The organism is Mycobacterium angelicum, from assembly GCF_002086155.1.
GTDB lineage: Bacteria > Actinomycetota > Actinomycetes > Mycobacteriales > Mycobacteriaceae > Mycobacterium > Mycobacterium angelicum.
The window spans coordinates 1-19,471 of record NZ_MVHE01000081.1 but is presented as its reverse complement, the minus strand read 5'-3'; the positions used below and the strand labels follow the sequence as shown (position 1 = coordinate 19,471).

The 19,471-nt window shown below is 67.7% G+C and carries 9 protein-coding genes; 7 read left to right on the top strand and 2 right to left on the bottom strand.

Going from position 1 to position 19,471, the window contains the following annotated elements; genetic code table 11:
* The 4 genes from BST12_RS25805 to BST12_RS25790 all read left to right on the top strand — a co-directional run.
* Window positions 1-11,378, top strand: an 11,378-nt coding sequence (locus BST12_RS25805) for a non-ribosomal peptide synthetase (protein WP_139801937.1), incomplete at its 5' end; no start/stop codon positions are given.
* Between the two features lie 13 nt (window positions 11,379-11,391).
* A complete protein-coding gene (locus tag BST12_RS25800) occupies window positions 11,392-12,300 on the top strand; it encodes an alpha/beta fold hydrolase (RefSeq protein WP_083116069.1) in 909 nt (302 codons plus the stop codon).
* A 3-nt stretch (window positions 12,301-12,303) separates the two neighbouring features.
* The gene (locus BST12_RS25795; protein ID WP_083116068.1) at window positions 12,304-13,077 is read left to right on the top strand and encodes an alpha/beta fold hydrolase; all 774 of its coding nucleotides are present in this window, start codon (window positions 12,304-12,306) and stop codon (window positions 13,075-13,077) included.
* Window positions 13,078-13,091: 14 nt separating this feature from the next.
* Window positions 13,092-14,495, top strand: a complete 1,404-nt coding sequence (locus BST12_RS25790) for an acyl-CoA synthetase (protein WP_083116067.1) — start codon at window positions 13,092-13,094, stop codon at window positions 14,493-14,495.
* A 235-nt stretch (window positions 14,496-14,730) separates the two neighbouring features.
* On the opposite strand, the gene BST12_RS31200 is transcribed toward BST12_RS25790, so the two are convergent.
* Window positions 14,731-15,027 carry a hypothetical protein gene (locus BST12_RS31200; RefSeq protein WP_139801936.1) on the bottom strand — a complete coding sequence of 99 codons (297 nt, stop codon included), beginning with the start codon at window positions 15,025-15,027 and terminating at the stop codon, window positions 14,731-14,733.
* A gap of 259 nt (window positions 15,028-15,286) precedes the next feature.
* On the opposite strand from BST12_RS31200, the gene BST12_RS25780 reads away from it, so the two are divergent.
* Window positions 15,287-16,543, top strand: coding sequence for an MFS transporter (locus BST12_RS25780; protein ID WP_083116065.1), 1,257 nt, complete (start codon window positions 15,287-15,289; stop codon window positions 16,541-16,543).
* On the opposite strand, the gene dapD is transcribed toward BST12_RS25780, so the two are convergent.
* On the bottom strand, window positions 16,540-17,493 hold the full coding sequence (gene dapD, locus BST12_RS25775; protein WP_139801935.1) for a 2,3,4,5-tetrahydropyridine-2,6-dicarboxylate N-succinyltransferase: 954 nt from the start codon (window positions 17,491-17,493) through the stop codon (window positions 16,540-16,542). The two genes, BST12_RS25780 and dapD, sit on opposite strands and share 4 nt — an antisense overlap.
* Before the next feature lie 39 nt (window positions 17,494-17,532).
* Between dapD and dapE the strand changes: the two genes are divergently transcribed.
* Together dapE and BST12_RS25765 are read left to right on the top strand one after the other, a co-directional pair.
* Entirely contained in the window at window positions 17,533-18,597 is a 1,065-nt protein-coding gene (dapE, locus tag BST12_RS25770) for a succinyl-diaminopimelate desuccinylase (RefSeq protein WP_083116063.1), read from the top strand.
* A gap of 147 nt (window positions 18,598-18,744) precedes the next feature.
* A partial coding sequence (locus BST12_RS25765) for a PE family protein (RefSeq protein ID WP_139801934.1) occupies window positions 18,745-19,471 on the top strand: 727 nt, incomplete at its 3' end.

Here is a 19,471-nt window from a genome sequence, read left to right as displayed (position 1 = left end):
TGTCGTATGCGCAGTCGCGGTTGTGGTTCTTACACCGCTATGAGGGGCCGTCGGCGACCTACAACGTTCCGTTGGCGTTGCGGTTGACCGGGCGAGTGGATGTGGCGGCGCTGGGTGCGGCGCTCGACGATGTGGCCGCCCGGCATGAGAGTCTGCGTACGGTGTTCGTCGAGGTCGATGGTGTGGCCTATCAGCAGATCCTGCCCGCCGCGGCGGTGCCGCTGGTCGTCTGCGACTTGGCGCACGGGCAGCCGTTGGCCGAGGCCGTCAATGATGCCGCGGGGTATCGGTTTGACCTTTGCGCCGAGATTCCGGTGCGGGCGGTGCTGATCAGGGTGTCGCAGGCTGAGCACGCGTTGATTGTGGTGGTGCATCACATCGCCGCCGACGGCGCGTCGTTGGTGCCGTTGGCGGTGGACCTGGCCGCCGCGTATGCCGCTCGTTGTGCTGGGCGGGTACCGGGCTGGGCGCCGCTTTCTGTGCAGTATGCCGATTACACGTTGTGGCAACAGCAGGTGTTGGGTGATGAGGATGACCCCGAGTCGGTGCTGGGCCACCAATTCGCCTACTGGCGAGACGAATTGGCCGCCGCTCCCGAGCAGATCGCGCTGCCGCTGGACCGGCCCCGCCCGCCCCGGCAGTCGTTCAAAGGTGCACAGCACTCCTTCACCGTGGAGGCGGGGTTGCGGACGCGTATTGAGCGGCTGGCCCGTGCGACGGACACCACGGTCTCGATGGTGCTGCAGGCCGCCCTGGCAGTGTTGTTGCGCAAGCTGGGTGCCGGCGACGACGTCTGCATCGGCGGCCCGATCGCCGGACGCACCGATGCCGCCCTGGCCGACCTGGTCGGATTCTTCGTCAACACCTGGGTGCTGCGAGTGGACACCTCGGGCAACCGCAGCTTCACCGAGTTGCTGCAGCAGGTGCGCACCAAGGCGCTGGCGGCCTACGAAAACCAGGACGCACCCTTTGAACGGCTGGTGGAACTGCTCAATCCGGCCCGCTCCACCGCACACCATCCGCTGTTCCAGGTTTCCTTTGCGCTGCAGAACAATCCGGCGCCGAGCCTGCGGTTGCCCGGGCTGGCCATCGAGGCGATGCCGGTATCCACCCACACGGCCAAATTCGACCTGTCCATCAACTTGTTCGACACGCCGTTCCGCCCCGGCCGCACCCAGCCGCTGCCCGGGCTCATCGAGTACGCCACCGACCTGTTCGACCCGTGCACCATCGAAGCGATCGCCGGCTACTACCTGCACATCCTGGACGCCGTCACCGCCGACGCCGCCCGGGCCATCGATACCATCGAAATCATCACCGCCGTCCAGCGCCGGCGGTTGCTCAACGCACACCACACGACCATCGCGTTGCCCGCGACGACCTTGCCGGAGTTGTTCACCGCCCAGGCCGCCCGCGCACCGCATGCGCCGGCCGTGCAGGATGACCGGGAAACCCTGACCTATGCGGAATTGGCCAGCCGGGTAAATCGGCTGGCGCGGTTCCTGATTGCGCAAGGCGTGGGCCCGGAGCTGGTGGTGGGCCTGGCGATGGGCCGCGGGGTGAATTTGGTGGTGGCCGTGCAGGCGATCGTGGCCGCCGGTGGCGCTTTCGTGCCGGTGGACCCCACTCACCCCGTCCACCGCAACAACCACGTGCTGACCACATCTGATCCGGTATGTGTATTGAGCGACGAGGGGTTCGAACCCGAGGACGGCGTGCTCGCCTTCGACCTCAATCACCTTGACGTATCGGCGTATTCGGCCGACCCGATCACCGATGCCGACCGGCTGCTCCCACTCGAACCGGATCATCGCGCCTACGTGATGTTCACGTCGGGTTCGACCGGACAGCCCAAGGGCGTGGCGGTGACTCACCGCGCGATCGTCAATCACCTGCTGTGGATGACAGCCCAGTACCGAATCGGGCCCAAGGACGTGTATCTGCAGAAGACCGCCATCACGTTCGACGTGTCGCTGTGGGGCTATCTGGTACCGCTGATTTCGGGGGCACGGTTGGTGTTGGCTGCGCCACAAGGGCAGCGGGATCCCGGGTATGTGGCCAAAGCGATTGCCGCCCATGGTGTGACGCTGACCGACTTCGTGCCCCCGATGCTATCGGTGTTGTGCTCGTCGGCGACACCGCAGCAGCTGGCGTCGTTGCGCGAGGTTTTCGTCATCGGCGAGGCATTGCCCGCCCACACCGCGGCAGCGTTTTCCGAGATCTGTGTGGCGGGCCTGCACAACCTCTATGGCCCCACCGAGGCAACGGTTGCGGTGACGCACTGGTCATGCCGGCCGCACGCCGGCGCGTCGGTCCCGATCGGGGTACCGCAGTGGAACTGCCGGGTATTCGTCTTGGATGCGGGCTTGTGCGTGGTGCCGCCGGGGGTCCCCGGTGAGTTGTACATCGCCGGCGAGGTCTTGGCGCGCGGCTATCGGGACCAGGAGCCGATGACGGCGTCGCGGTTCGTGGCCTGCCCGTTCGGTGGCGTGGGCGAGGCCGGGAAAAGGATGTATCGGACCGGGGACGTGGTGCGCTGGAATGCACAGGGCGACTTGGAGTTTGTCGGCCGCGCCGACGACCAGGTCAAGATCCGCGGCTTCCGCATCGAACCCGGCGAGATCGAAGCCGCATTGACCGAGCATCCGCGGGTGGCGCAAGCCGTAGTCACTCCCCGCGGCGACCAGCTGGTCGGCTATGTGGTGCCCGAATCGGCCGCCGGCCCGAACACCGACCTCGCCGCGCAGGTGCGCGAGTTCGTCGGGCAGCGGCTGCCGGAGTTCATGGTCCCGGCGGCGGTGATGGTGCTGGACGCGTTGCCGCTTACGCTCAACGGCAAGGTGGATCGAAAGGCGCTGCCGGCACCGGAATTCACCAGCACCACCACCTACCGGGCCCCGCGGGATCAACGGGAGGCGTTGTTGGCGGCGTTGTTCGCCGACGTGCTGGAGGTGCCGCGGGCCGGTATCGACGACAAGTTCTTCGACCTGGGTGGGCACTCGCTGACGGTGACCCGGCTGGTCGCGCGCATCCGTGCCGAACTGGGGGTGGAGGTGCCGATCCGCGCCCTGTTCGAGGCGCCGACGGTGGCCTTGCTGGCGGACTGGCTGGACACCCACCGCGGTCATGCAACCCGTGCGGCATTGCTGCCCCAGCCGCGCCCGGCGCGAATCCCGTTGTCGTACGCGCAATCCCGGTTGTGGTTCCTGCACCGTTACGAAGGCCCATCGGCGACCTACAACATCCCCTTGGCCCTGCGGTTGACCGGAGACCTGGACGTGGCTGCGCTGCGCGCGGCCCTCGGCGACCTGGTGGCCCGCCATGAGAGCCTGCGCACCGTCTTCGGCGAGATCGGCGGCGTCGCCTACCAACGGATCCTGCCGATCGAAGAGGCCCACGTGCCGCTGACCGTCACCGACCTGAGCAGCCGGGAACTACTGACCGAGGCCGTGAGCCGGGCAGTGGGGAACCCGTTCGAGTTGGCTACCGAGATCCCGGTGTGCGCCGCGCTGATCGCGGTGGCCGAATGCGACCACGTGTTGCTGTTGGTGGTGCACCACATCGCCGCCGACGGCGCCTCGCTGGCGCCCCTGGCCCAGGACCTGGCCACCGCCTACGGCGCCCGGCGCACGGGGCAGGCCCCGCAGTGGACGCCGCTGCCGGTGCAGTACGCCGACTACACCCTGTGGCAACAGCAGGTATTGGGCGACGAAGACGACCACACCTCGGTACTGGCAAGCCAATTCGACTATTGGCGAGCCGAATTGACCGGTGCGCCCGAACAGATCAGCTTGGCTGCGGATCGGCCCCGTCCCGCACAACGGTCGTTCCGCGGCGAAGTGGTGCCCTTCACCCTGGAGGCTGGTCTGCGGGAACGGGTGGAGCAGCTTGCCCGCCGCACCGGGACCACGGCGTCGATGGTGCTGCAAGCCGCGCTGGCGGTGTTGTTGCGCAAGTTGGGAGCCGGCGACGACGTGAGCATCGGCAGCCCGATCGCCGGACGTACCGATGCGGCACTGGCCGATCAGATCGGGTTCTTCGTCAACACCTGGGTGCTGCGCGTGGACACCTCGGGCAACCCGGATTTCGAGCGGCTGCTCGAACAGGTGCGGACCAAGGCGCTGGCGGCCTACGAAAACCAGGAGGCCCCGTTCGAGCGACTGGTGGAACTGCTCAACCCGGCCCGCTCCACCGCGCACCATCCGCTGTTCCAGATTTCTTTTGCGCTGCAGAACAATCCGGTACCGGCCCTGGCGTTCCCCGGGCTGGCGGTCGAGGCCATCCCGGTGTCCACCCACACCGCAAAGTTCGATCTCTCGATCCAACTGTTCGACATCCCCGAGGTCGATGGGCAGCCGCAACCGATGCCGGGGCTGATGGAGTACGCCACCGACCTGTTCGAGCACGCCACGGTCGAGGCGTTCGTCGGCTACTACATCCACATCCTGCGGGCCGTCACCGCCGAGGCGGGCCTGCGCATCGACACCCTGGCGATCACCACGCCCGGTCAGCGTGAGCAGCTGCTGGCCGCGCACGCCACGGCCGACATTCCCGACGCAACGCTGCCGGAGCTGTTCGCCGCTCAGGTGGCGCGCACTCCAAATGCGATTGCGGTGCGCGATGGGCGGCAGAGTGTGACGTACGCCGAGCTGGCCGTCCGGGCAGACCGGCTGGCCGCTCGTTTGAAAGGCACGGGGGCGCAACCGGAAACGATCATCGCCGTGGCGTTGGACCGCGGTGTCGAGCTGGTGACCGCGCTGCTGGCGGTCAGCCAGGCCGGGGCGACGTACCTGCCGATCGACCCGAAGTATTCCAGCCAGCGCACCACCTACATGTTGGCCGATGCGGCCCCGCGACTGTTGATCACCGACTCCGCCACCGCCCCGCAGCTGCCCGCGACCACGATTCCGGTGCTGCTGCTGGATCGGCTCGGCGCCGACGACACCGCCGGCCGTCCTGATGAACGGCCGCATCCGGACAGCCTGGCCTACATCATGTACACCTCCGGATCCACCGGAAAGCCCAAAGCCGTTGCCATCACACACCGCAACGTGGTGGCACTGTTCGCCGGACTGCGGCGGACATGCGAGTTCACCGCCACCGATGTGTGGGCCTGGTGCCACTGCCCGGCCTTCGACTTCGCGGTGTGGGAGATGTGGGGCGCCCTACTGCACGGTGCCGAGCTGGTGGCGGTGCCGTGGACCACGGCGCGCGCACCGCGGGAGCTGTGGCAGCTGATCGTGCGCGAACGCGTCACGGTGCTCAGCCAAACCCCGTCGGCGTTCTATGAACTCATGCAGGCGGAGCGCGAAAGCGCCATTACCGCAACCGAATCCGCGTTGCGGCTGGTGGTGTTCGGCGGCGAGCCGCTGCGCACGTCGCGGCTGCAGGGCTGGTACCCCGAAGACCGCGTCCAGGTTCCGACGCTGATCAATATGTACGGCATCACCGAAGCCACCGTGCATACCACGCACCGCACCCTGACCAACAGCGACGCCACGAACATGGCGTCGGTGATCGGTGGACCGCTGGACAATGTCGAGGTCTACGTGCTGGACACCGGGCTGTGTCTGGTGCCGCCCGGGGTGGCCGGCGAGTTGTACATCGCCGGTGCCGGGGTGGCCCGCGGCTATCGGGGACGAGCCGGGCTGACGGCCTCGCGGTTTGTGGCGTGCCCGTTCGCAAAGCCGGGAGCGCTGGGGGCAAGGATGTACCGGACCGGCGATGTGGTGCGCTGGAATGCCCAGGGCGACTTGGAATTCGTCGGCCGCGCCGACGACCAGGTCAACATCCGCGGGTTCCGCGTCGAGCCCGGCGAAGTCGAAGCCGCACTGTCCGCTCATCCCCGGGTCGCCCAAACGGTCGTCACCGGGCACGGTGATCAACTGGTGGGCTACGTGGTGCTCGATGCCCAACGGATGCTCGAACGCGAACCCGAACGCGAAGCGGAGCTGGTCGGCCAGTGGCAGCAGGTTTACGGCGGGTTGTATGAGCAGACCCGGGCGGAGTTGGGACACGACTTCGGCGGCTGGAACAGCAGCTACACCGAGCAGCCGATTCCGCTGGCCGAGATGCGCGAGTGGCGGACGGCAGCGGTCGCACGAATCCGGGGGTTGCGGCCCAAGCGGATGCTGGAAATCGGGGTCGGCTCGGGGCTGTTACTGGCCAAGCTGGCGCCGCAGTGCGAACAGTATTGGGGCACCGACTTTTCGGCGGTCACCATCGCCCGGCTGCAGGCACAGGTGGCCACCACGACGTGGGCGGATCGGGTGCGGTTGAGCGCTCAGCCCGCCGATGTGGCCGACGGACTGCCGGAGGGTTACTTCGATGTGGTGGTGCTCAATTCGGTGATCCAGTACTTCCCCAGTGCGGGGTACCTGCTGGATGTGATCGCGTTGGCGTTGCGCCTGCTGGCTCCCGGTGGGGCGATCTTCCTCGGCGATGTGCGCAATCTGAGTCTGCTGTCGGCGTTCAGCACGTCGGTGGTCTGTGCACAGGCGCAGGACGAGGAGACCACCGGTGTGCTGCGCGATCGGGTCCGTCGGGAAATGCTGGCTGAGCAGGAATTGCTGTTGTCGCCAGAGTTTTTCATCGCGCTGGCCGAGCAGGTCGCCGAAATCGGCGCGGTGGACATTCAGCTCAAGCAGATGAGTGCGGTCAACGAGCTCAGTGATTACCGCTACGAGGTGGTGCTGCACAAACAGCCGGCGGCAGTCATCTCGTGCGCGCAGCTACCGGCCGAGCCGTGGCAGCGCTGGGGCAGCCTGGACGAGCTGCACTGGTATCTGGACGGGCAGTGCCCGGCCGGTTTGCGGGTGACCGGGGTGCCGCACCGCACGGTGTGCAGAGACGTGGCGCTGGCAAAAGCGCTGGCGCAGGCCGAGAGTCGGGTTCCCGTTCGCCAGTTGGCTCTCGACGCTTCGGTCCACGGCGCGGTGCTGCCCGACGAGTGCCGCCGGTTGGCGCAGCGCGCCGGTTACGCGGTTGCGGTGACGTGGTCGCCGACGCCGGGTCTGGTTGATCTGATCTTCACCCCCGCGGGCGCCGGGCCGGCCCTGTCGGAGGTGTACCTGCCGGCCACCGAGGTGCGTGGCATGGCCGGATATGCCAATGACCCCGCGTCGATCCAGCGTGGCGGCGAAGTGCGCCGGTTCGTCGCAGAGCGGTTGCCCGAGTACATGGTGCCCGCGACGGTGATGGTGCTGGATTGCCTGCCGCTGACTGTCAACGGCAAGGTCGATCGAAAAGCGTTGCCCGCGCCCGAGTTCGCCGGCGCCGCGACGTATCACGGCCCGCGCGACGTCCGGGAGGCGGTGTTGGCGGGGCTGTTCGCCGAGGTGCTGGGGCTGACGCGAGTCGGGATCGACGACGGATTCTTCGACCTGGGCGGGCATTCGCTGACGGTGACCCGGCTGGTCGCGCGGATTCGCGCCGAACTGGACGCGGAGGTGCCGATCCGGGCGCTCTTCGAAGCGCCCACCGTGGCGCAGCTGGCGGCCTGGCTGGACGCGCACCGCGGTCGCGACGTGCGCGCCGCGCTGGTCGCCCAGCCGCGTCCGCAACGAATCCCGTTGTCCTATGCCCAGTCCCGGATCTGGTTCCTGCACCAATACGAGGGGCCGTCGGCCACCTACAACATCCCGTTGGCCCTGCGGTTGACCGGACAGCTGAACGTGACGGCACTCGATGCGGCCATCGGTGACGTGGTGGCCCGGCACGAAAGCCTGCGCACGCTGATAACCGAGATCGACGGCGTCGCCTACCAGCAGATCCTGCCCGAAGCGACGGCCCCGTTGACCGTCACCGGGCTGGCAGACGGGCAGTCGCTGGACGAGGCGGTGAACCGGGCCGCCCAATATCGCTTCGAGCTGGCCAGTGAGATCCCGGTGCGCGTGCAGCTGATTCGCGTGTCCGACGTCGAGCACGCGCTGGTGCTGGTGCTGCACCATGTCGCCGCCGATGGGGCCTCGTTGGTGCCGCTGACCGAGAACCTGGCCACCGCCTATGCGGCCCGCTGTGCCGGCCAGGCTCCGGTCTGGGCCCCGCTGGGTGTGCAGTACGCCGACTACACGCTTTGGCAACAGCAACTGCTGGGCGACGAAGACGACCCCGCGTCGGTTCTGGCGCGCCAATTCACTTATTGGCAAACCGAATTGGCGCAGGCCCCCGAACAGATCGCATTGCCGTGCGACCGGCCCCGTCCGGCGCGGCAGTCATTCCGGGGCGAGCTGGTTCCGTTCGACGTGGACGCGAAGCTGCGCGCACGTCTGGACAACCTGGCCCGCGCGACGGGCACCACCGTGTCCATGGTGTTGCAGGCCGCATTGGCGGTGCTGTTGCGCAAACTCGGCGCCGGCGACGACATCTGCATAGGCGGGCCGATCGCCGGACGTACCGACGCAGCGCTGGCCGACCTGATCGGATTCTTCGTCAACAGCTGGGTACTGCGCGTCGACACCTCGGGCAACCACAGCTTCACCGAGCTGCTGGCCCAGGTGCGCACCAAGGCGCTGGCCGGCTATGAGAACCAGGACGCCCCGTTCGAACGGCTGGTGGAACTGCTCAACCCGGCCCGCTCCACCGCACACCATCCGCTGTTCCAGGTTTCCTTTGTGCTGCAGAACAATCCGGTGCCCCAGCTGGAGTTGCCCGGGCTGAGCATCGCGGTCATGCCGGTGTTCACTGGCACCGCAAAGTTCGACCTGTCGGTGCACATGTTCGATATGCCTGCCGTCGGCGGTCAGTCGCAACCGTTGCCCGGTCTGATCGAGTACGCCACCGACTTGTTCGACCGCCCCACCGTCGAGGCGTTCGCGACCTACTACCTGCACATCCTGGACTCGGTAACCGCCGACGCCGGCCGGGGTATCGATTCGATCGAGATCACCACGTCCACCCAACGCGAGCTGCTGCTGGCCGCACACACCGACACCCGGTTCCCCGAGACGACCATCCCGGAAAGGTTCGCCGCCCAGGTAGCACACACGCCGAATGCCCCAGCGATGCAAGATGATCGGCGCAAGCTGACCTATGCCGAGTTGAACGTTCGGGTGCAGCTATTGGCCGCGCGGTTGCGCAACCATGGGGCGCGACCGGAAACCATCGTCGCCGTCGCGCTGCCCCGCGGGGTCGAGCTGATCACGACGTTGCTGGCCATCAGCCACACCGGGGCGGCCTACCTGGCCCTCGATTCCAGCTACCCCAGCCAGCGCATCGCCTACATGCTCGCCGATGCCGGCCCGCAGCTGCTCATCACCGACGTGGCGACCGCGCCCATTCTGCCCGAGACCACGATCCCGCGGCTGATCGTGGATGAGCCCGACGCCGACGATGCCATGGACCACGCCGAAATGCGGCCGCATCCCGACGATCTGGCCCACATCATCTACACCTCCGGATCCACCGGCACCCCCAAAGCCGTTGCCATCACGCACCGCAACGTGGTCCAGCTGGCCTCCGATCGGCGGTGGGGCGAGGCCCACGAACGCGTTCTGGTGCACTCGTCCATCGCGTTCGACGCCTCCACCTACGAAGTATGGATTCCGCTGCTGCGCGGTGGCTGTCTGGTCATCGACACCAGCGCGAGTCGCGACGTGGGCGAGTTGGCGCGGCTCGTCGCCGCGGACCGGGTGACCGGGCTATGCCTTACCCCGGCGCTGCTCGACCAGCTGGCGCAGGAGTCCATCGCAAGCTTGGCGTCACTTCGCCAGCTCTGCGTGGGTGGCGATGTGTTGTCGCCGGCCACGGTCGGCAGGCTGCGTGCCGTCCACCCCCGGCTGGAGGTGCTGAACGGCTACGGCCCGACCGAAACCACCATGTGCGCAACCGCTTTCAGTTGCGACGGCGCCGACGATCCGACACCGATCGGCGGTCCGCTGGACAATGTGCGGGTCTACGTGCTCGACGCGGGCATGTGTGTGGTGCCCCCCGGGGTGCCGGGGGAGTTGTACATCGCCGGTGGCGGTGTGACGCGCGGATACCGGGGGCAGCCCGGGATGACGGCGTCGCGGTTCGTGGCGTGCCCGTTCGGGGGCGCGGGCCGGCCCGGGGAACGTATGTATCGCACCGGGGACGTGGTGCGCTGGAATGCCCGGGGCGACTTGGAATTCGTCGGCCGCGCCGACAGCCAGGTGAAGATTCGCGGGCATCGCGTCGAGTGCGCCGAGGTGGCTGCCGCGCTGTCGGACCACCCGGGTGTGACGCAGGCCGTGGTCATCGCCCGCGAAGACGGGCCGGGCGGCAAACATCTCGTCGGCTACGTCACCGGACCCGTCGACCCGACCGAGGTGCGCGCCCGGGTCAAGGACCGGCTGCCGTCGTACCTGGTGCCCGCGGCGGTGCTGGTGCTCGACGCGCTGCCGCTGACCGCCAACGGCAAGCTCGACACCCGCGCACTGCCGGAACCGCGCTACACCGATACCGCGGAATACCACGCCCCGACCACCCCGGTGCAGGAGATCCTGGCCGGGCTGTACGCCCAGGTACTCGGCGTCGAGCGGGTCGGCATCGACACGTCGTTCTTCGACCTGGGCGGCGATTCGCTGCTGTCGATGCGCCTGGTCGCCGCCGTCAACAAGACACTGGGCACCGACCTCAAGGTGCGTGTCTTGTTCGAAGCGCCCACGATCGAGGGCCTGAGCCGGCGGCTGGACGGCTCCTGCAGCTCGGCCGAAGTGCTGCCCGTCGAGATACTCAAGGACGGGGTCGGGGTGCCGCTGTTCTGCCTGCCGCCCGGGGGCGGTATCAGTTGGGGCTATCGCGCCCTGGGCGAATATCTGGATTGCCCGGTGATCGGCCTGCAGCAAGACCCCGACGCTGGACAATCGATTCGCGAGCTGGCCAAGTACTACGCCCAGACCATTCAGACGCTGCACCCCGACGGCCCGTATCACCTGCTCGGCTGGTCTTTCGGCGGCGGTGTCGCGCATCAGGTCGCCGTGGAGCTGTGCCGGCAGGGATGCGTGGTCGAATGCCTCATCGTGCTGGACCCGACCGCGCTCGACGCGCCGGACTTGGAACCGCTGACCGAAAGCGACGTGCTGGAGATGGCTCATCAGCAGTACGGGTCGGAGTTCGCGCTGCCGTCGCGCCAGCTGGTGCAGACCATCATCGGCAACGTCAACACCAACGCGGTGCTGCAGGCCCAACACGTCCCCGAGGTGTTCGACGGCGACATGATCATCTTCTCGGCGCGGCCCGGCGACACCAGCGTGCCGCTGCAGAAGCGTTGGCGCCCATACGTTTCCGGGAACATCGCCGAATATCCCGTCGACTGCACGCACGAACGGATGCTGACCCCGGCTGCCCTGAGATCGTTCGGCGACCAGATCGCAGCCGCGCTTCAGATCAAAAGCGTGCACCGGGGCCCCGCCACATGAAAAGCTGCACGGCATGGCCGTAGCTATCGCCCGACCCAAGATCGAAGGAAACATCGCCGTCGGCGAAAACCGTCAGATCGGCTTCGCCGAATTCGGTGCCCCGCAGGGGCGTGCGGTGTTCTGGCTGCACGGCACCCCGGGCGCCCGCCGCCAGATTCCGACCGAGGCCCGCGTCTACGCCGATCACCACAACATTCGCCTGATCGGCGTCGACCGCCCGGGGATCGGCTCTTCGACGCCCTATCAGTACGAGACCATCTCGGCGTTCGCCGACGACCTGCGGACCATCGCGGACACCCTCGGCATCGACAAGTTGGCGGTCGTCGGCCTGTCCGGCGGCGGTCCTTATACCCTCGCGTGCGCCGCCGGCCTGCCCGACCGGGTGGTGGCGGCCGGGGTGCTGGGTGGGGTGGCCCCGACGTGCGGTCCCGACGCAATCAGCGGCGGTCTGATGGACCTCGGCTCGGCCGTAGCGCCGCTGATCAAGCTGGGTGGCGCCCCGCTGCGGGTCGGTGCCAGCCTGCTGATCCGGGCGGCCCGCCCGGTCGCCTCCCCGGCGCTCGACGTCTACGCCATGCTTTCGCCGCAAGCCGACCGGCATCTGCTGGCCCGCCCCGAGTTCAAGGCGATGTTCCTCGACGACCTGCTCAACGGCAGTCGCAAGCAGCTGGCCGCCCCGTTCGCCGACGTCATCGTCTTCGCCAGGGACTGGGGATTCCGGCTGGACGAAGTGAAAGTGCCGATCCGCTGGTGGCACGGCGACCACGACCACATCATCCCGTTCTCGCATGGCGAGCACGTGGTGGCGCGACTGCCCGACGCCGAGCTGTTCCACCTGCCCGGAGAAAGTCATCTGGCCGGGCTGGGGCGTGGTGAAGAGATCCTGGAAACGCTGATGAAAATCTGGGACGAGCAAGGCTGAACCATGACCGCCCCGGCCCGGGCACCCAAGCTGCCCCTCTACTACACCGACATTCCGCGCGCGGTGGTCGAGTACGGGCAACTGATGACCGCGCTGCCGCTGCGCCGGACGCTGCCGGTCGGTGACGGGCACCCGGTGCTGGTGCTACCCGGCTTGTTGGCCGGCGACGGCTCGACCTGGACGTTGCGCCGGCTGCTGCGCCGCCTGGGGTACCGGACGCACGGCTGGGGACTGGGCCGCAATATCGGCCCGACCGCCAAAGCCGTGACCGGGATGGCCGAGCGTCTCGACGAACTGCACACCCGCTACGACGCACCGGTCAGCCTGATCGGCTGGAGCTTGGGCGGCATCTTCGCGCGCGCCCTGGCCCGGCGGAACCCGTCGGCGGTGCGTCAGGTGATCACCCTGGGCAGTCCGTTTCGTCTGGAAGACCAGAGCCACACCCACGCCGGGCCCAGCTTCAGGCGCTACGCACATCTGCACGTCGAAGCACCCGTGTTGCCGGTGCACTTGGAGGCCGAGCCGCTGGCGGTGCCGGCTACCTCGATCTACTCGCCCTACGACGGCATGGTCGCCTGGCAGGCGTGCCTAAATCTGCCGTCGCAGCGGGCGGAGAACATCGCCGTGCTCAGCAGTCACATCGGCTACGGGCACCATCCGGCCGCGGTGTGGGCCATCGCCGACCGGCTGGCGCAGCCGCTGGGCAGCTGGACTCCGTTCCGGGCCCCGGCGGTGCTGCGGCCGCTGTTCCCCCGGCCGGCTCCGCAGAAGGCTTAGGTAGCCTCGCTGACGTGCTGCTGGCCTCGCTGAACCCGTCACTCGTCAACGCCCACGACATTCCCGACGCGGTGCGCATCGACGGCGCCGTGCTGAGCCGCAGCGACCTGCTCGGTGCGGCGACCTCGGTCGCCGAACGGGTCGCCGGTGCCCAGCGCGTCGCGGTGTTGGCCACGCCGACCGCCTCGACGGTGCTGGCGATTACCGGCTGCCTGATCGCCGGCGTGCCCGTCGTCCCGGTACCCGCCGATGTCGGAGTGGCCGAACGCCGGCACATGCTCACCGACTCCGGCGCCCAGGCCTGGCTGGGACCGATGCCCGACGAGCCCGAAGGGCTGCCGCACATCCCGGTGCGGCTGCACGCGCGGTCCTGGCACCGCTACGGCGAGCCGTCACCGGACGCCGTCGCGATGGTGGTCTACACCTCGGGCACCACCGGTCCACCCAAAGGCGTGCAGGTGAGCCGGCGCGCGATCGCCGCCGACCTCGATGCGCTGGCCGACGCCTGGCAGTGGACGGCCGACGACGTGCTGGTGCACGGCTTGCCGCTGTATCACATCCACGGTCTGGTGCTGGGTCTGCTCGGCTCGCTGCGCATGGGAAATCGCTTTGTGCACACCGGAAAACCGACACCGGCCGGTTACGCAGGAGCGCAGGGCACGTTGTACTTCGGGGTACCCACGGTGTGGTCGCGAGTGGTGGCCGATCAAGCCGCTGCCGAGGAGCTGCGCTCGGCGCGGCTGCTGGTTTCGGGCAGTGCGGCGCTGCCGGTTCCGGTGTTCGACCGACTGGAGCAGCTCACCGGCCACCGGCCCATCGAGCGCTATGGCGCCTCGGAATGTCTGATCACCATATCGACGCGGGCCGACGGCGAGCGCCGTCCGGGCTGGGTGGGCTTGCCGCTGACCGGCGTGCAGACCCGGCTGGTCGACGAGGAGGGCCGGCCGGTCCCGCAGGACGGGGAAACCGTTGGCAGACTTCAGATTCGCGGCGCCACGTTGTTCGACGGCTACCTGAATCGGCCGGAAGCCACCGCCGAGGTATTCGACGCCGACGGCTGGTATCGCACCGGTGATGTGGCGGTTATCGACGGTGGCGGCATGCACCGCATCGTGGGTCGCGAGTCCGTGGACCTGATCAAGTCAGGCGGATATCGCATCGGTGCGGGCGAAATCGAGACGGTGCTGCTCGGCCACCCCGATGTGCAGGAGGCGGCCGTCGTCGGAGTGCCCGACGAGGATCTGGGCCAGCGGATCGTTGCCTACGTAGTCGGGTCGGCCAATCCTGATGACTTGATTCAATATGTGGCACAACAGCTTTCGGTACACAAGCGGCCCCGCGAAGTACGCCTCGTGAGTGGGCTGCCGCGCAACGCGCTGGGCAAAGTGCTCAAGAAGCAGTTGCTGTCGGAGTCCTGACTTCGAGTGTGTAGCGAAGGCGCCCAAACCGCCGGTCGCGCGCCATGAATACCCACTCAAAGCCACAGGCACACAACCAATTCGGTTTACCGTCGAGTGTGAACGCTTGGCTTCGAGTGTGAACTCTTCACTTCGAGTGTGCAGTTGCTGTCAGAGCCGTGATATACGGCCTGAGAAATAGAGAGGTCGCGAGCGCGCGCAGCGACGACGCGCTCGCGACCTGAAGGTGGCCGTATCACGGAACCAGAGCCCAGAAGGGGTGGGTGACGGACCAAACCGGGTGTGTCAGGTCATCGGTGTAGTGGTAGATCGGGTGATCGGCGGGCGGAACCGGGTGCATCGGAGCGCCGGCCGCATGCATGGCCCCAGCGCCAGCGCCAGCCCCAGCGCCCGGCCCCGCAACAGGGTGCCCCGGGCCGGCAAAGGGCTGCGCCGGGGCGGCCGACGCTACCGCGGGTCCGGCCACGGCTGCGGCGAGCGAGATACCGGCGGCGCACAGAACGCCCGCGGACAAGGTGCGAATCTTAGGCATTTCGAACTCCCTTCGAGTCAGTGCAGGTGCGCTCGGCAGCGGAGACGGTGGTGTCGACGCCCTCACCAATTTGTCATGTGTAGTTGACAATTTGAAGTTAAGCCGCGGGTCGCATAGCGTCAACTATGGTTGACTAACTCGCTGAAAACGCACAGGCGGTTCGCAGCATCTTCCCTGGGTGAGGCCACAGCAGGGCTGGATATCGTGTTTTGTCGTGACAGGTGTCGACACGATTAGCCCTGGCGCGCCGGTCACACCGATGAAGCGGGTGGCAACGGCCTGCCTGGTTGGCTCGACCATCGAGTTCTACGACTTCCTCATCTACGGCACTGCGGCAGCGCTGGTGTTTCCCACCGTGTTCTTCCCGCATCTGAGTCCGACGGTGGCCACGGTGGCGGCGATGGGAACCTTCGCCGCCGCGTTCGTGTCCCGGCCGCTGGGCGCGGCTGTGTTCGGATACTTCGGCGATCGCCTGGGCCGCAAGCGGATTCTGGTCGTCACGCTGCTGATCATGGCCGCGGCCACCGCGATGGTGGGAGTGGTCCCCAGCGCGGCCACCATCGGGTCGGCGGCCCCATTGGTCCTGACCCTGCTGCGGCTGTTGCAGGGATTTGCCCTGGGCGGGCAATGGGCCGGGTCGGCGTTGTTGAGCGCGGAGTCCGCGCCCGCCGCCAAGCGCGGCCTGTTCGGGATGTTCACCCTGCTCGGGGGAGGCGTCGCACTGATCTTGACCAGCCTGACCTTTCTCATCGTGAACTACACCATCGGCGAACACAGCCCCGCGTTCATGCAGTGGGGATGGCGCGTTCCCTTCTTGATCAGCACCGTGCTGATCTTCATCGCGCTGTATGTGCGACTCAACATCGACGAGACGCCGGTGTTCGCCGAAGCGGACCACACCGCCAAGGTGCCGATGATCCAAGCGTTCGTCCGGCAGCGGCGTGAGATATTGCTGGCCGCCGGCAGTTCGCTCACCTGCTTCAGTTTCGTGTACCTGGCGAGCACCTACCTGATGACGTACGCCCACACGCACCTGGGTTATTCGCGGACGCTGATCTTGTTCGACGGTGTGCTGGCCGGGCTGGTGTGCGTGGTGTTCGGTGCGGTGGCGGCCGGTCTCAGCGATCAGGTGGGCCGCCGTCGCATCATGCTGATCGCCTGGACGGCGGCCTTGCCGTGGGCGCTTGTGGTGATGCCGCTGATCGATTCGCGCAGTCCCGCGCTGTTCGCGTTGGCTATCGTCGGCATCTATGCCATCGCCTCGTTCGGCTACGGCCCGACACCGGCGTATATGCCCGAACTGTTCGCGACTCGCTACCGCTACACCGGCACCGCACTTGCGGTGAATCTGGCCGGCATCGTCGGCGGCGCCATCCCACCGTTGCTGGCCGGCACGCTCGTGGCGAGCTACGGCAGCTGGGCGATCGGCGTCATGCTGGCCGCCTTCGTGGTGACCAGTCTGGTGTGCACCTACCTACTGCCCGAAACGGCCGGAAAAGAGCTTGCCGCAAGCTAATTGGCGTGCAGATCAGCGTTGAGCTCGATGCCCTGACCGTCGCGGGCCACCACCTCGACCGCGCCGCTCACGGAGTTGCGGCGAAACAGCACGTTGCTTTGACCGGACAGGTCGCGCGCCTTGACCGAACTGCCGTCGGGCATGGCGACCTTCGTGCCGGCGGTGACATAAAGCCCCGCCTCCACCACGCAGTCGTCTCCCAGCGAGATGCCCAGACCGGCGTTGGCGCCCAGCAGGCACCGCTTGCCGATCGAAATGATCTCGGTCCCACCGCCGGACAGCGTGCCCATGATCGAGGCGCCGCCGCCGACATCGGAGCCGTCGCCCACCACCACGCCGGCCGAGATGCGGCCCTCCACCATCGATGCGCCCAGCGTGCCGGCGTTGTAGTTGACGAAGCCCTCGTGCATCACGGTGGTGCCCGGTGCCAGGTGGGCACCGAGGCGCACCCGGTCCGCATCGGCGATGCGCACTCCGGAGGGCAGGACGTAGTCGACCATGCGCGGGAACTTGTCGACGCCGTACACCGTCACCGTTCCGTGGCGGCGCAACCGGGCCCGGACGGCTTCGAAGCCCTCAATCGCACAGGGGCCGCGGTTGGTCCACACCACATTGGTCAACACCCCGAACAGGCCGCCGGCGTTGAGTCCGTGCGGCGCCACCAACCGGTGCGAGAGCAGATGTAACCGCAGGTAGGCGTCGTGCGCGTCGGCGGCGACATCGTCCAGTGAGCCGATCACCGTGCGCACCGCGATGGTCTCGGTATTGCGGTCGTCGTCGCGGCCGACCAGCGAGGCCAGCTCCGCCGGAACGTCGGACAGGGCCAGCCGGGAGGTGGCGCTGGTGCCCGATTCGGTCAGTTCCGGTGCGGGAAACCAGGTGTCGAGGACCGATCCGTCGGAAGCCAGCGTCGCCAGTCCAATGCCTGCAGCTCCAGTCACGGTCGACAAGGTTACTTCGGCCGCTGCCCGCCTCGTTAGGCTGGCCCTGTGCTGGACTTGTGCGGGGATCCCGTGGCGTTGACCGCGGCGCTGGTCGATATTCCCAGCGAGTCGCGGAACGAGGAGCGCATCGCCGACGAGGTGGAAGCCGCCTTGCGGGCGCAGACCTCCGGCTTCGAGATCGTGCGCAACGGCAACGCGGTGCTGGCGCGCACCGCGCTGGGGCGGCCGTCGCGGGTGCTGCTGGCCGGCCACCTGGACACCGTGCCGGCGGCCGGCAATCTGCCCAGCCGGCTGGTCGACGGAGAGCTGCACGGCTGTGGCACCGCGGACATGAAATCCGGTGATGCCGTCTTTTTGCATCTGGCCGCCACGGTGGCCGAGCCGGCACACGACCTGACCCTGGTGTTCTACGACTGTGAGGAAATCGATTCGGCCGCAAACGGTTTGGGCCGCCTCGAGCGCGAGCTGCCGGACTGGCTGTCGGCCGACGTGGCGATTCTGGGCGAGCCCACCGGCGGCTGGATCGAGGCCGGCTGCCAGGGCACGCTGCGGGTGGTCGTCAGCGCGACCGGTACGCGTGCGCATTCCGCGCGTTCCTGGCTGGGGGACAACGCAATTCACAAACTGGGCGCGGTACTGGACAGACTGGCCGGGTATCAGGCGCGCAGCGTCGACATCGACGGATGTACCTACCGTGAGGGCCTGTCGGCGGTCCGCGTCGACGGTGGTGTGGCCGGCAACGTGATTCCCGACGCGGCTTCGGTCACCGTCAACTACCGCTTTGCCCCCGATCGCTCCGCGGCGCAGGCGCTGCAGCACGTCCAAGACGTTTTCGATGGGCTCGACGTGCGGCTCGAGCAGACCGACGCCGCGGCCGGCGCGCTGCCCGGGCTGTCCGAGCCCGCCGCCAAGGCCCTGGTCAAGGCCGCCGGTGAGCAGGTCCGGGCCAAGTACGGCTGGACCGACGTGTCACGCTTTGCGGCCCTTGGCATTCCGGCGGTCAACTACGGCCCGGGTGATCCCAACTTGGCGCACCGGCGCGACGAGCGGGTACCGGTGCGGCAGATCACCGCTGCGGTGGGGATGCTGCGTCGCTATCTGGCCGGCTGATTTACCGCTGTTTTCAACGACTTTGGGCGTTATGGCGCCGTATAGCAAACAATCCAATTGACTAGTTGCCGTACGAGACTTCCTGTATTTTGTTTGCCAAATGAGCGAGCTAATTTGGTCGGTCAAGGCGAGTCAGGGAGTGTTGGCATGTCGTTTGTGGCGGTGGTACCGGAGCTACTGGCGTCTGCGGCTACCGAGGCGGGCCGCTTCGGGTCCGCGTTGAGTGGGGCGACTGCGGCGGCGGCGGGCCCGACGACGATGGTGCTGGCCGCGGCAGAGGATGAGGTGTCCGCGGCTATTTCAGCGCTGTTTTCCGCTCATGGCAACGAATTTCAGCTGCTTAGCGCTCAAGCGGCGGCTTTCCACGACGAGTTTGTGCGGGCTTTGACGGCTAGCGAAGTGGCATACGCGTCCGCCGAAGCGTCCAATGCATCGCCATTGCAGGTGCTGCTTGACGTCATCAACGCACCGATCCTGGCAACAACTGGACGCCCGTTGATCGGTAATGGCGCCAACGGCGCCGACGGTACCGGGGCAAATGGCTCCCCAGGCGGATGGTTGCTGGGTAACGGCGGAGCCGGCGGGGCGGGCGCGGCGGGGCAAACAGGTGGACGGGGCGGAGATGCCGGCTTGATCGGGACCGGCGGCGCGGGTGGGACCGGCGGCTGGCTCTTGGGCAACGGCGGAACCGGCGGGTCCGGAGGCGGCGCAAATGGCGTCGGAGGCACGAATGCGGTGACCGCCGGAGCAGGTGGGGTAGGCGGAGCCGGCGGACTGTTCGGAGCCGGCGGCACTGGCGGGCAAGGCGGGTTTGGGCTGGACAGCAACATCGTGATCGGTGGGGCAGGGGGCGCTGGCGGGACCGGCGGGGCAC

Bases quoted from the DNA above. Each gene is read 5' to 3' on its own strand.
- BST12_RS25800 (WP_083116069.1), top strand. From the start codon at position 11,392: ATGGCCGTAGCTATCGCCCGACCCAAGATCGAAGGAAACATCGCCGTC.
- BST12_RS25795 (WP_083116068.1), top strand. From the start codon at position 12,304: ATGACCGCCCCGGCCCGGGCACCCAAGCTGCCCCTCTACTACACCGAC.
- BST12_RS31200 (WP_139801936.1), bottom strand. From the start codon at position 15,027: ATGCCTAAGATTCGCACCTTGTCCGCGGGCGTTCTGTGCGCCGCCGGT.
- BST12_RS25780 (WP_083116065.1), top strand. From the start codon at position 15,287: ATGAAGCGGGTGGCAACGGCCTGCCTGGTTGGCTCGACCATCGAGTTC.